General features: G+C 67.8%; 12 protein-coding genes and 1 tRNA gene. 8 read left to right on the forward strand and 5 right to left on the reverse strand.

The features are described 5' to 3' along the window. Positions 1-6: 6 nt before the first annotated feature. Entirely contained in the window at positions 7-1,023 is a 1,017-nt protein-coding gene (speB, locus tag ACHAA4_RS07065) for an agmatinase (RefSeq protein WP_435773495.1), read from the forward strand. Positions 1,024-1,086: 63 nt separating this feature from the next. On the opposite strand, the gene ACHAA4_RS07070 is transcribed toward speB, so the two are convergent. Continuing rightward, positions 1,087-2,961 (reverse strand): phosphoenolpyruvate carboxykinase (GTP), encoded by a 1,875-nt coding sequence (locus tag ACHAA4_RS07070; protein WP_435773496.1) that lies wholly within the window; start codon positions 2,959-2,961, stop codon positions 1,087-1,089. Between the two features lie 378 nt (positions 2,962-3,339). Here ACHAA4_RS07070 and ACHAA4_RS07075 point away from each other — a divergent pair. Next, a tRNA-Arg gene (locus ACHAA4_RS07075) sits at positions 3,340-3,413 on the forward strand. 275 nt (positions 3,414-3,688) lie between these two features. Beyond that, positions 3,689-4,888 (forward strand): DUF4389 domain-containing protein, encoded by a 1,200-nt coding sequence (locus ACHAA4_RS07080; protein ID WP_435773497.1) that lies wholly within the window; start codon positions 3,689-3,691, stop codon positions 4,886-4,888. Between the two features lie 145 nt (positions 4,889-5,033). On the opposite strand, the gene ACHAA4_RS07085 is transcribed toward ACHAA4_RS07080, so the two are convergent. Continuing rightward, entirely contained in the window at positions 5,034-6,098 is a 1,065-nt protein-coding gene (locus ACHAA4_RS07085; protein WP_435773498.1) for a universal stress protein, read from the reverse strand. 235 nt (positions 6,099-6,333) lie between these two features. On the opposite strand from ACHAA4_RS07085, the gene ACHAA4_RS07090 reads away from it, so the two are divergent. Genes ACHAA4_RS07090 through ACHAA4_RS07105 form a run of 4 tightly spaced genes read left to right on the forward strand, consistent with a single transcriptional unit; the run spans position 6,334 to position 10,503 of the window. Then, complete coding sequence (locus tag ACHAA4_RS07090) at positions 6,334-7,131, forward strand: DeoR/GlpR family DNA-binding transcription regulator (protein WP_435773499.1); 798 nt, start codon at positions 6,334-6,336, stop codon at positions 7,129-7,131. Further along, positions 7,128-8,183 (forward strand): 1-phosphofructokinase family hexose kinase, encoded by a 1,056-nt coding sequence (locus ACHAA4_RS07095; protein ID WP_435773500.1) that lies wholly within the window; start codon positions 7,128-7,130, stop codon positions 8,181-8,183. The genes ACHAA4_RS07090 and ACHAA4_RS07095 overlap by 4 nt, the downstream gene beginning before the upstream one ends. After that, complete coding sequence (locus tag ACHAA4_RS07100; RefSeq protein ID WP_435773501.1) at positions 8,180-10,240, forward strand: PTS fructose transporter subunit IIABC; 2,061 nt, start codon at positions 8,180-8,182, stop codon at positions 10,238-10,240. The genes ACHAA4_RS07095 and ACHAA4_RS07100 overlap by 4 nt, the downstream gene beginning before the upstream one ends. Further along, positions 10,237-10,503 (forward strand): HPr family phosphocarrier protein, encoded by a 267-nt coding sequence (locus tag ACHAA4_RS07105; RefSeq protein WP_435773502.1) that lies wholly within the window; start codon positions 10,237-10,239, stop codon positions 10,501-10,503. The genes ACHAA4_RS07100 and ACHAA4_RS07105 overlap by 4 nt, the downstream gene beginning before the upstream one ends. Before the next feature lies 1 nt (position 10,504). Here ACHAA4_RS07105 and ACHAA4_RS07110 read toward each other — a convergent pair whose 3' ends face one another. The 3 genes from ACHAA4_RS07110 to upp all read right to left on the reverse strand — a co-directional run bounded on the left by ACHAA4_RS07110 (position 10,505) and on the right by upp (position 12,694). Further along, the gene (locus ACHAA4_RS07110) at positions 10,505-11,011 is read right to left on the reverse strand and encodes a SixA phosphatase family protein (RefSeq protein WP_435773503.1); all 507 of its coding nucleotides are present in this window, start codon (positions 11,009-11,011) and stop codon (positions 10,505-10,507) included. Positions 11,012-11,018: 7 nt separating this feature from the next. Next, the gene (locus ACHAA4_RS07115) at positions 11,019-11,810 is read right to left on the reverse strand and encodes a winged helix-turn-helix domain-containing protein (RefSeq protein ID WP_435773504.1); all 792 of its coding nucleotides are present in this window, start codon (positions 11,808-11,810) and stop codon (positions 11,019-11,021) included. A gap of 248 nt (positions 11,811-12,058) precedes the next feature. After that, positions 12,059-12,694, reverse strand: a complete 636-nt coding sequence (upp, locus tag ACHAA4_RS07120; protein ID WP_036473377.1) for a uracil phosphoribosyltransferase — start codon at positions 12,692-12,694, stop codon at positions 12,059-12,061. A 67-nt stretch (positions 12,695-12,761) separates the two neighbouring features. On the opposite strand from upp, the gene tadA reads away from it, so the two are divergent. Then, positions 12,762-13,262 (forward strand): tRNA adenosine(34) deaminase TadA, encoded by a 501-nt coding sequence (gene tadA, locus ACHAA4_RS07125; RefSeq protein ID WP_435773505.1) that lies wholly within the window; start codon positions 12,762-12,764, stop codon positions 13,260-13,262.

A 13,262-nucleotide genomic window follows, 5' to 3' on the forward strand; every position in this document is an offset into this window, starting at 1 on the left:
AGGCGTATGGACACCCACGACGCCTCGACACCGCCCCCACAGACCCCTGCCCGGCCAGCGGCTCCGGTGGGGCCCCGCGACAGTTCGCGGACCCCGCGCTTTGCCGGGGCGGCGAGCTTCGCGCTGCTGCCGCTGCTGGACGCAGTGGGCACCGCCGACATTGCGGTGGCCGGGGTGCCCTTCGACTCCGGCGTCAGCTACCGGCCGGGGGCCCGGTTCGGCCCCGCGCACGTGCGGGAATCCTCGCGGCTGCTGCGCCCGTACAACCCTGCCCAGGACATCGCTCCCTTCGCGGTGCAGCAGGTGGCCGACGCTGGAGACATCGTCGCGAACCCGTTCGATCTGGATGAGGCGATGGAGCAGGTGTACCAGGGCGCGAAGGACCTGCTGACCCGCGCGGGCCGGCTCGCGGTGATCGGCGGGGACCATACGATCGCGTATCCGCTGCTGCGCGCGGCCGCCGAGGAGCACGGCCCCGTGGCGGTGCTGCATGCCGATGCGCATCTCGACACGTGGGACACCTACTTCGGGGCGCCGCTGACCCACGGCACGCCGTTCCGCCGCGCCTCCGAGGACGGGTTCATCGATCTCAGCGCCAGCGCCCACCTGGGCATCCGCGGACCGCTCTACGGCAAGGCAGATCTGGCCGACGACGCGCGGCTGGGATTCCAGATCACCACCAGCGAGTTCATCGAGGAGCACGGAGTCGCAGCGGCGATCGACCGGCTCAAGCAGCGCCTGGCGGGGAAGCCGGTCTACATCTCGATCGACATCGACGTGCTGGATCCGGCCCACGCCCCGGGCACCGGCACCCCCGAAGCCGGAGGGCTGACCAGCCGGGAGCTGCTGCGGATCATCCGAGCGCTGAGTGATCAGCAGATCGTCGGCGTGGACGTGGTGGAGGTCGCCCCCGCCTATGATCATGCGCAGCTGACCGGGATCGCGGCCGCGCACGTGCTCTACGAGCTGATCTCTGCGATGGGCGCGGAAGGCAGCGCGGAGAAGGCCCGGCCAGCGCGCTGAACGCGCGGGCCGAGCCTTCTGCTCAGGTCAGGCCGTCCCGGCAGCTCGGGACCCCGGTGCAGCTCAGGGGGTCAGACGACGACGCAGCTCCTCGCTCTCGGCCGCGATGGACTCCGGCAGGGAATCGCCGAACTGGGCGAACCACTCGTCGATGCCTTCGAGCTCGGTGACCCACTCGTCACGGCGGACGGTGATGGAGTCCTCGAGCGCCTCGGGAGTGATGTCGAGCCCGGTGAGGTCCAGTCCATCCATCGTGGGCGTGAAGCCGATCGGGGTCTCCACGGCTTTGCCCCCGCCCTCGAGGCGTTCGGTGACCCACTTGAGCACCCGCGAGTTCTCGGAGAACCCGGGCCAGGAGATCTTCCCGTCGCGCCCCTTGCGGAACCAGTTCACCAGGAAGATCTCGGGCAGCTTGGACTGATCGGCCTGACCGGAGACCTCCACCCAGTGCCTGAGGTAGTCCCCGGCGTCGTAGCCGATGAAGGGAAGCATGGCCATCGGATCGCGGCGCACATTGCCCACCGCGCCCTCGGCTGCGGCGGTGGTCTCTGAGGAGAGCGTGGCGCCGAAGAAGATGCCGTGTTCCCAGTCGCGGGCCTGGGTGACCAGCGGGACGGTGGTCTTGCGCCGTCCGCCGAAGAGGATCGCGTCCAGCTTCACCCCGTTGGGCTCGAAGTACTCCGGGGCCAGCATGTCGGTCTGGTCGATCGGGGTGCAGAACCGGGCATTGGGGTGCGCCGCCGGTTCATCGGAGTCCGGTGTCCACTCCTCGCCGCGCCAGTCGGTCAGGTGCGCCGGGGCCTCCGGGGTCATGCCCTCCCACCACACACCGCCGTCGTCGGTGAGCGCGCAGTTGGTGAACACCGAGTTGCCCTTCGCGATGGCGCGCATCGCGTTGGCGTTGGTGTGCCAGCCGGTGCCCGGGGCGACCCCGAAGTAGCCGGACTCCGGATTGACAACGCGGAACTCGCCGTCGTGACCCGGGCGGATCCAGGTGATGTCATCACCGAGGGTCTCGGCCTTCCACCCGTCGAGGGTCGGGTCGATCAGCGCGAGGTTGGTCTTGCCGCAGGCCGAGGGGAAGGCTCCTGCGATGAAGTAGCTGCGGTTCGCGGGGCTGGTGAGCTTCAGGATGAGCATGTGCTCGGCGAGCCAGCCCTCGTCGCGGGCCATCACCGAGGCGATGCGCAGCGCGTAGCACTTCTTCCCCAGCAGGGCGTTGCCGCCGTATCCGGAGCCGTAGGACCAGATCTCCCGGGTCTCCGGGTAGTGCACGATGTACTTCTCCTCGTTGCACGGCCAGGCGACGTCCTGCTGACCGGGCTCCAGGGGTGCGCCCACGGAGTGGACCGCGGGGACGAAGAACGCGTCGAGCTCCTCGATCTTGTGCAGCACATCGGTGCCGATCCGGGCCATGATGCGCATGCTGGTGACCACGTAGGCCGAATCGGTGATCTCGACGCCGAACTTCGGATCCTCGGCGTCGAGGTGGCCCATCACGAAGGGGATCACGTACATGGTGCGGCCGCGCATCGCGCCGTCGAAGACGCCGCGCAGCTTCTCGCGCATCTCGGCAGGGTCTACCCAGTTGTTGGTGAAGCCGGCGTCGCGCTCGTTCTCGGAGCAGATGAAGGTGCGCGACTCCACGCGGGCCACATCGGCCGGATCGGAGAACGCGGCGAAGGAGTTGGGAAAATCTGGGCTGGTGAGCCGCGTGAAGGTTCCGGACTCGACCAGTTCGTCGGTCAGTCTCCGGTGCTCGGTCTCGGATCCGTCCACCCAGTGGATCCGGTCGGGAGTGGTGAGGGCTGCGATCTCCTGGACGAAGCTCAGCAGCGGGGCATATGTTGTGGGAGCATCAGCCGTGATCTCAGGATCTGTGGTCCTCGATCCGGTCGATCCATTCGCACCGGGCGCCGTTGCAACGGTGTTGACCATTGTTTCCCTCCATTGGGTACAGGTTCGTTCTGACCCCCTCCTGGTTGGTGAGACCAGGACCCAAGGAAGTGGGACATCATCGATGCCCTCAGGTGCCCACAGCACTGTGCGCACTCCTCCCTGCATCCCCGTCAACACCGATGGGGACCAGCTGTACACCACTGTAGCGTCCCCAGATGACGGGACTGTAAACGACGACGACGGCGCGGCTCCCCTCTGACAGCCGTCGCGGTCGAGACTCTGGGCTGAGCTGGGCCCGGCATAGTCGCGTCGTCCCGAGCCGAAGGAGATCCGGGGCTGATTTGTCGGCCCAGATGGGTCCGTGTATAGTCTTCTAGGTCGCGATCGCCCAGCGGTCAGGCAGTGAAAATTAAAGATGCGCCTATAGCTCAGCTGGATAGAGCGTCGGTCTACGGAACCGAAGGTCAGGGGTTCGAATCCCTTTGGGCGCACCGACGATCGACTAGAAGCACCCCTGAGAATCTGATGATTCGCAGGGGTGCTTCTGTCTGTGCCGACAGATCTCCGCTCCCAGACTGCTCTCCGCGCCGGTGCATCCGGCAACCCGTGACGCCGGTGCGAATAAGAACTCACCGCGTCCACGCCGGGTCCACAACGAGGCGTCTGGTCCAGCAGACATCGGCCTGATCCCAAAGGTTCCCCCGGACTTTTCCCAGTCCTATCCTTGGATCAGATCCAGCGGGAGATCCAGCCGAGAGGGCTCGTGATGGCAGAGACACCTTCACCCAGGCCGCACCAGGACTCACCCACGTCCCCGAAGATGAGACCGGGCCAATGGAGTCTGCTCATCGTCGGCGCACTCCTGCACGGCGCCGGGTCCGCCCTGCTGCTCACCGCGGCCGTGGCGACGCTGATCCCCGAACCGGGCGAATGGAGATTCAGGCCCTACTACCGGGTCGAGTCCATGACCGAATGGGACACCCAGCAGGCCACGCAGTGGTGGGAGCAGCTGCAGGACACCATCCCCACACTGCTGATCATCGGCGCGGCGGCATTCGCGGTCGGCGTCGTCGCCCTGCTCTTCGGTGCGGCCGGGCTCGGTCGCGACATCGATCCGCAGCGCATGATCAACACCCGCCCCGGCTCCGGAACGACCGACGTCGACCGAGGACCGGCTCACCCAGGCGCGTCCGGCCAGGCCTCGTCCCGGCCAGCGCAGATGACGCCGATCTATCCGGTCCGACTCACCGGGTTTCTCGACGCCCCACCCTCCCGCGGCCTATGGCTGGTGAAGTGGCTGCTGGCGATCCCGCACTACATCGTGCTGGCGCTGCTCTGGCTCGCCACGTTCGTCACGACCATCGCCGCGGGACTGGTCATCCTCTTCACCGGGAAATACCCCCGCGCGTGGTTCTGCTTCAACGTGGGCGTGCTGCGCTGGTCCTGGCGGGTGGCGTTCTACGGCTACTCCGCGTTGGCGACAGATCGCTATCCTCCGTTCACGCTGGCCCCCGCGGGCTATCCGGCGGACCTGAGCATCGCCTACCCGGAGCGGCTCTCCCACGGACTGGTGCTGGTGAAGTCCTGGCTGCTGGCGATCCCCCACCTGCTGCTGATCGGGATCTTCACCAGCCCGTCTGGCACCCGCTGGCAGAGCACCTGGGAGGAATCCGGCCACGCCACCGGTTCTGGCGGCGGCTTCTCGCTGCTGGGCCTGTTGCTGCTGATCACGGGCATCATCCTGCTCTTCACCGGGCGCTACCGGCCCGGCATCTTCGACTTCGTGATGGGCCTGAACCGATGGGGGCACCGGGTCGCCGCCTACGTCTTGCTGATGCGCGACGAGTACCCGCCCTTCCGGCTCGACCAGGGGCCGGTCGAACCGGAGTGGAACGCCGACAGCGGAACCGGGCGCACCCCGGAACGCACCCGCACCGACCCCGCCACCTGGACCGACTGGGCATAGGAGTGCCGCGAAAGCCTGGTCTACCAGCTCGAGCAGCTGCACCTGCGAACGGACAGGGCTCCCCCTTGCCATACCCGAGCCGGAACAGGTGACACCCCCCTGACCAGGGACCGGCTCGGTGCGCGACGTCAGCGCCTGTGCCAGATCAGCGCCTGTGCGACTTCCGTGGCTTATGCGTCGGGATCACCAGCACCGGGCAGACAGCCCGGTTGAGCACCGCCTGACTCACCGAGCCCAGCAGCAGCCCGGCGAATCCTCCATGCCCGCGGGTACCGATGACCAGCAGCGTCGCGGTGCGCGAGGCCTCAGAGAGCACCCCCGCCGGGGAGCCGTCGAAGAACTGCCAGCGCACCGGAACCCCGGTGGACTTCGCAGCGACCTCCTGGGTCATCGCTTCAAGGTGGTCGGTGTAGCGCCGGCGCAGATTAGGCAGCTCGAGGTTGTGCTCCACGGTGTTGGGGTACCAGTGACCCTGCGCGTTCAGCGGGGCCGCGGAGACCAGCGTCAGCGGAGCCTTGACCAGGTCCGCCGCCTCGGCGGCCAGGTGTACGACGTCAGAGGCGCGGTCACCGACGTCGACCCCGACCACGATCTCGGAGTCGAAGTTGAGCTCATCGGTGACGTTCGCGAAGGAACGGCGTCCGTGTTCCCTGGCCGCGGACTCCTCCATCAGGCTCACCGGCTCGTCATGGGCGGCCTCGGCGTTCGGCCGGTCCTGCTCGGGCGCCATCAGCTCGGACTCGGAGTCGGACTCCCATCGCTCCGGGACCACCAGGGTGGGGCAGTGTGCGTGCGCGGCCAGCTTCCCGGACACGCTGCCCAGGAAACGCCCGGCGAAGCGGTTGCGGCCACGCTTGCCGACCACGGCGATGCGCGCCTCACTGCTCTCATCCACCAGGGTTGCTCCGGCGTCGCCTTCGGCGGTGCGAGTGGTGACCACGACGCCCGCCTCGGCCGCACGGCCGGAATATTCGTCGAGGAGGTCCTGCACGGGGTAGGCCGCCTCGGTCCGGTACTGGTCCAGCTGTCTCACGTAATAGTCGTCGGTCACGACTGGTCGAACGAATGTTCCGACAAGACGCAACGGCCACTCCCGCTGCTTGGCGATCATCAGTCCCACTTTGAAGGCGCGCTCGCTGCCCGCCGACCCGTCTAAGCCCACCAGCACGCCTGGGACGCCGCTGCTGGTGGCTTCGTGTGCATGAGCCATAGCTCAATTTTACGCCTTGTTTCGACTCTCTTGTGAGGATTGTTTTCACGATCAGATCACTTTCATGGCGCACTCAGAATCACAGACCGCACGAGTCTGCGTGGACTGCGCCGCAACGAGCCACAGACAGGCAGACTGTGAGTCGGGTGAAACCTGTTGCATACACAGGCAAACACAGATAAAGTGTGTCTAAACCCACACGAAAGTGGTCTGGGTCACTGAAAAGGAGCTCAGCATGACGTTGCTCGCCCCCGAGCGGCACGAGCGGATCCTCGACCGACTGCGCCGCACCGGCACGATCACGGTCCAGGAGATCGCCCGCGACCTGAAGGTGACCAAAGAGACCGTCCGTCGTGACCTGGACCAGCTCGAGATCGCAGGCTCGCTGCAGCGGGTCCACGGCGGCGCCGTCGCCAGCTCCGCACCGTCGCGGCGAGAGACTTCGCTTCGACAGCGGCAGAGCGAACATTCCCAGCAGAAGCGAGCGATCGCCCGGGAGGCGCTCAGCTTCGTCCCCTCCTCCCCCGACGCCTCCCTGCTGCTCGACGCTGGCACCACGACCGAGGCGCTCGCCGATCTGCTGGGCGCAGATGAGGCACAGCGGCACACCCGGTTCGTGACCACCAGCTCGGTCCCGATCGCGCAGAAGCTCGCCGAGGTCAGCTCCCTGGACGTGGAGGTGCTCGGCGGCAAGGTCCGCGGCATCACCGGCACCGTCGTAGGCGCCCAGGCCGTGGCCACCCTGTCCCGGCGCCAGGCCGACGTCGCGTTCATCGGCACCAACGGGGTGGACGCCGGCTTCGGCCTCTCCACCCCCGACACCGCCGAGGCCGCGGTGAAGTCCGGACTGGTCCACGCCGCCCGCCAGGTCGTGCTGCTCGCAGATTCCAGCAAGCTCGGCCAACGCACCCTTGTACAGTTCGCAACCCTGGAGGAGATCGATGTGCTGATCACCGATGCCGCACCGCACCCTGAGCTCGCCCACGCGCTTCACGAGGCCGACGTCCGAGTCATCGTGGCGGTCACCCCATGATCGTCACCTTCACACCCAACCCGAGCCTGGACAAGACGCTCGAGCTCGATGCTCCGCTGCGCACCGGGGCCGTCCAGCGCGCGATCGGTCATACCGCTGAACCGGGCGGCAAGGGAGTCAACATCTCCCGGGCGCTCACTGCGGCCGGCACCCCCTCGGTGGCGGTGCTCCCCGGCGACCCCGGAGATCCGGTGCTGCTCGCCCTGCAGGAGCTCGGCGTTCAAGCACGGGCGCTGCCGCTGGGCGCCCCGCTGCGCACCAACACCGCGATCACCGACCCGCAGGGGATCACCACCAAGATCAACGAACCCGGACCGGCGTTCGACGCCGCACTCACCGGCGCTCTGCTTCAGCTCCTGCTGGAGGCCTCAGCGGGCGCGTCATGGGTCGCCCTGGCCGGATCGCTGCCCCCGGGAGTCCCGGTGGACTTCTACGCCCAGGCCATCACGGTGCTCCGCGAGACCTTCGGGGACCAGGCGCCGAAGATCGCCCTGGACACCTCCGGGGAACCGATGGCGGCCGCACTGCCGGCCCAGCCGGATCTGATCAAGCCCAATGCCGAAGAACTCCTCGAGCTGCACGCCGCCTTCACAGGCTCCGTGACCGCCGACCCGGCCGCCGCGCAGCGTCTCGCCGATGAGCTTGAGAACGACCCAGCCCGCGCCGTGCAGCTCGCCACCGAGCTGCAGCACCACGGCGCACGCGCCGCCCTGATCACCCTCGGTGCCCATGGCGCGGTGCTCATCCCCCAGCTGACGGCGAGCTCGCGTGACGGTGCACCCGTCGCGCTGCGCGCCTGGGGGCCACCGATCGTGCCGCGCTCCACCGTGGGAGCCGGTGATGCCTCGCTCGCGGGGTTCATCGCCGCCGCCCAGACCGGAGCCTCAGAGACCGATTCACTCAAGCACGCCATGGCCATGGGACGAGCCGCGGCAAGTCTGCCCGGCTCCATCATGCCGACACCGGAACACCTCAGCACCGCAGAACTCAGCACCGAACACCTCATCCTCAACCCGAGAACGACCGCTACCGTGAATGTGGAGACATCATGAATACCATCATCACGCCGGACCTGGTGAGCCTCGACAAGCTCACCGCCGGCAGCAAGCGCGAGGTCATCGACGCCCTCGCCGCACTCGTCGGCTCTGCCGGACGCAGCACCGCCGTCTCAGAGCTCGCCGCCGACGTGTGGGCTCGGGAGGAGACCTCCGAGACCGGCATGCCCGGAGGCATCGCCATCCCGCACTGCCGCACCGGCGCGGTCACCGAGGCCACGCTGGCCTTCGCCCGCCTGGCGCAGCCGGTGGACTTCGGGTCCACCGACGGTCCGGCTGACCTGGTCTTCATGATCGCCGCCCCCGACGGCGCCGACCAGGCTCACCTGAAGATCCTCTCGGCCCTGGCGACCTCGCTGATCAATGACGAGTTCCTCGCCGATCTGCGCAGCGCCGACTCCGAGCAGCGTGTGGTCGACCTCGTGGCCGAGGCCGTCCAGCCGGCACCGGTGACCGCCAACGCCGGGGGCCGCAGCTCCTCGTCGAGCACCGCCGCGTCCACCGCCGGGACCGGAGGCACCACCGGCCAGACCACGACCACGGTCGGTCGGCTCGTCGCCGTCACCGCCTGCCCCACCGGCATCGCGCACACCTATATGGCAGCCGACTCGCTGAAGAAGGCCGCGAAGGAAGCCGGCGTGGAGCTCCACGTGGAGACCCAGGGCTCCTCGGGTGCGACGCCGCTGGGTGCCGACACCATCGCCGCGGCCGACGCCGTCATCTTCGCCACCGACGTCGACGTTCGGGACCGTCACCGCTTCGCCGGCAAGCCCGTCATCGCCTCGCGGGTCAAGCGCGGCATCGACGAGCCGGCCAAGATGATCGCCGAGGCACTCGCCGCGGCGAAGGATCCCAACGCCGCCGTCGTCGCCTCGGGCGGATCCGGGGACTCCGACGGCAGCACCGGTGCCAGCGGGGAGCGCGAAGGCTTCGGCCGCGCGACCCAGCGGGTCCTGATGACCGGCGTCAGCTACATGATCCCCTTCGTCGCCGCAGGTGGCCTGCTGATCGCGCTGGGCTTCCTGCTCGGCGGGTACAACATCACCGAGGTCGCCAACGACGTGGCCCTGGGCAACTCGCTGTGGAACCTGCCGACCCCTGATCAGCTTCCCGAGGAGTTCCTCGGCCTCGGGGCACTGGGTGGCTACCTGGGTGCGGTCTTCTTCACCCTCGGTGGAGCAGCCATGGGCTTCCTGGTCCCGGCGCTGGCAGGCTACATCGCGTTCGGCATGGCCGACCGTCCCGGAATCGCCCCCGGCTTCACCGCCGGTGCGATCGCGCTGACCATGGATGCAGGCTTCATCGGCGGCATCGTCGGCGGTGTCCTCGCCGGTGCGGTGGCCCTGTGGTTCCGCAAGCTCAACGTTCCCCGCTGGCTCTCCGGGCTGATGCCTGTGGTGATCATCCCGCTGCTGGCGACGCTGGTCGCCGGTGGTCTGATGCTGCTGGTGCTCGGCGGACCGATCGCCGCGCTGACCGCGGCCCTCGAGGGCTGGCTCAACGGGATGACCGGCTCGGCCGCGATCCTGCTGGGCATCATCCTTGGTCTCATGATGTGCTTCGACCTCGGTGGTCCGGTCAACAAGGTGGCCTACTCCTTCGCGGTGGCCGGCCTCTCGGCGGCGGTCGCCGATGGCAACGCAGGTCCGCTGATGATCATGGCCACGGTCATGGCCGCCGGCATGGTGCCACCGCTGGGCATGGCGTTCGCGACCTTCATCGATTCCCGTCTGTTCAGCCCCGCCGAGCGGGAGAACGGCAAGACCGCCGTGCTCCTCGGTGCGGCATTCATCTCCGAAGGCGCCATCCCGTTCGCCGCAGCCGACCCGCTGCGCGTGCTCCCGGCCTCGATGATCGGTGGTGCCGTGACCGGCGCCATGACCATGGCCTTCGGCATCACCTCCTACGCGCCCCACGGCGGCATCTTCGTGCCGTTCGCCATCGAGAACTTCTGGCTCTTCCTGGTCTCGGTGCTGGTGGGCTCCCTCGTCACCGCGTTCTCCGTGATCGCGCTGAAGCGCTGGGCACGTAAGGGTGTAACCTCTGCTGCATGATTGAACGCACTGCGGTGATCGCCGCGGCGGCCGGGCTTCACGCCCGGCCTGCCGCGGCGTTCGCGTATGCGGCCGCAGAACAGCCGGTCCCGATCGAGATCGCGAAGGCCGGAGCGCCGGAGCTCTCGGTGCAGGCGGACAGCCTGCTGGGCGTGATGAGCCTGGACGTGGCACAGGGAGACCAGGTGATCCTGCGGGCCCGCGGAGCAGGCGCTGAGCAGGCCCTGGAGACCCTGGTACAGCTGCTGGAGACGGCAGCCTGACTCAGCCGGCGGTGAAGAAGTCCGTGAGCTCCGCATCGCGTCCATCGAGCTCGGCCCAGGGCTTGTGCACCTGGAACCGGGCGAGACCAGCCGGCGGCCAGGAGGCCGCCATCTGGATCACCGGATCCTCCTGCGAGTGCGCGGAGGCCAGATCCATGCTGAGCTCCTGGACCCCGGGCATGTGGGCGACCACCAGCAGCGTGCGCACCGTCTCGGGGACCTCATTGATGATTGAGAGCATCGAACCAGGCGCGGCGAGATAGAGCCGCGAATCCAGGTACGGCGTCGGCGCCTTCTCCCCCAGCTCGTGGTTGACCCAGATGCAGGTCTGCCGGGTGCGCATCGCGTCCGAGCACACCGTGTTGTCCGGCAGATTCCCGGAACTCACGAGCCAGCGTCCGACGGCGCGCGCCTGCTCCTGACCGTGGCGGGTGAGCGTGCGGCCATGGTCATCCCCGGAGAAGGAATGTCCGGCTTGGCCGTGACGCAGGATCAGCAGTTCAGGCACGACGGGCTCAGATCGAGTACTCCGGGGCCGCCCAGACGGTGACCTCGGGGTGCTCGTAGAAGCGGTAGCCCTGCCCGCGCACGGTGCGCACCGTGTTGGCCAGGCGGCCCAGCTTGGAGCGCAGTCGGCGGATGTGCACGTCGATGGTGCGCTCGTTGGGCATCTGATCCGGGTCCACGTTGCGCCACAGGGTATTGAGCAGCTCTTCGCGTCCCACGGTGCGAGACCCGTTGTCGACCAGGTAGTTCAGCAGCTCGAACTCCTTGAAGGTCAGGTTCAGGCCCTCGCCGTCGAGCCGGACCTCGCGGCGGGAGAGGTCGATCAGCACGCCGGAGCTGGTGGGCGCCGGCGGGGTGTTGATGGGCACCTCCACACCGCGGTGGGTGACGGTGGGATCGCCCAGCGCCTGCCGCACGACCTCGAGATCGCTGCCCTCATGGGCCGCGGAGGCCAAGGCCATGGCGATGTGCACCTGGGAGTCGGAGGCGATGTGCTCCACGTAGTCGCGCAGCTCGGTGGCGATCTTGTGCAGCGAGGTTCCCGCCGCACTGGCGGCATCTTCATCGAGGCCTACGTAGACGACGAAGCCGCGGGTCACGATGTCGGGCTGGACCATCTGCGGCCCTCCGCCGTTCTGTGCGACCACCGGCACCGGTGCGGTGCGCGGGTGGCCCTCTCGAGACTCATCGGTGGCGTTGGCAGCGCGGATCCGACGGGCCATCTCGGCGCGGCGAGCTGCATTGCGCACGGAGACATGGACGTAGCCGGGATTCTGTGGCTGACTCAGATGTGCGGACATGGTGGGCAACTCCCCCGCTGCAGGTGGACGGTGGTATCCAGTACAGCCTGTCCGTCACAATTTGAATCCGCAAGTAATAAAAGGGGGGATCTTCCACATAATGAGATGGAGAGATCATTTTGTGACCGGGATCACAGAAATCAGCCAAGTGTGATGGTTGACCGTCCCCTTGAAGGATGCAGTGGAGTGTCGACCTCGGCGTCGGCGTCGAGGCTGCTAGCACGCCTCAGAAGGCCGTGCTGCGGGAGCTACTGGGCGAGGCCGTAGAGGCGATCGCCGGCGTCGCCGAGCCCCGGGACGATGTATGACTTCTCGTTGAGCTTCTCGTCGATGGCCGCAAGGTAGAGCTCCACCTCGATGTCGCCCACCTTCTCGCGCAGCCGCTCGATGCCCTCAGGGGCGGCGAGGAGGCAGATGCAGGTGATCTTCGCGGCATTGGCCTTCTTCAGGAACCGGATGGCCTCGGCGAGGGTGCCGCCGGTGGCCAGCATCGGGTCCAGCACGAAGACGTGGCGTCCGGTGAGGTCGTCGGGGAGCCGCTCGGCGTAGGTGATGATGTCGAGGGTCTCTTCGTTGCGGGCCATCCCGAGGAATCCGACCTCTGCGGTGGGAACCATCGCAGTCATCCCGTCGAGCATGCCGAGCCCTGCGCGCAGGATCGGCACGACGAGCGGCTTGGGGTCCGCCAGCTGGGTGCCGGTCATCGTGGCCACCGGTGTCTGGATCTCCACCGGTTCGGTGGCGATGGAGCCACTGGCCTCGTAGGAGAGCAGCATGACCAGCTCACGAGTCAGTTCACGGAACTGGTTCGAAGCGGTCTCCACCCGTCGCAGCTGGGTGAGCTTATGGGAGATCAGTGGGTGTTCCACAACCTGTACGCGCATGGACTCAAAACTACCAGCACGCCTCCAGCTCAGACCTCGCAAGGACCATCCCTAATAGTCTTGGGTGGTGACCGAGAACCTGAAGCCCCCTGCCGCGTGGTCCCCTCGGACACGCGAGGATCAGGAGAGCGCCGTCGGACGCTGTCTCGAGCTGGCCGACGAGGCCCGTGCGTCTGCAGACGTGCCCGTGGGCGCCGTCGTCTTCTCCGCTGCGGGAAAGGTCCTCGGTGAAGGGTTCAACACCCGGGAGCGCGACGGCGACCCTGCCGGGCACGCGGAGATCACCGCGCTGCGCGCCGCCGCAGGCACACTGGGGACTTGGCGGCTGGACGGCTGTGTCCTTGCGGTGACGCTGGAGCCCTGTCCGATGTGTGCGGGGGCGATCTACCAGTCCCGAATCGGTCAGGTGATCTTCGGCGCCTGGGACGAGAAGGCCGGGGCGGCCGGATCGGTGTTCGACATCCTGCGAGAACCCCGGCTCAACCACTGGGTGGAGGTCCATCCCGGCGTGAGGGCTGAGGAGTGCGCCGCACAGCTGCGCTCCTTCTTCGGGCAGTTCCGCGGATAG

The sequence above is a fragment of the Nesterenkonia maliinae genome, assembly GCF_051262655.1.
Classification (GTDB): Bacteria; Actinomycetota; Actinomycetes; order Actinomycetales; family Micrococcaceae; genus Nesterenkonia.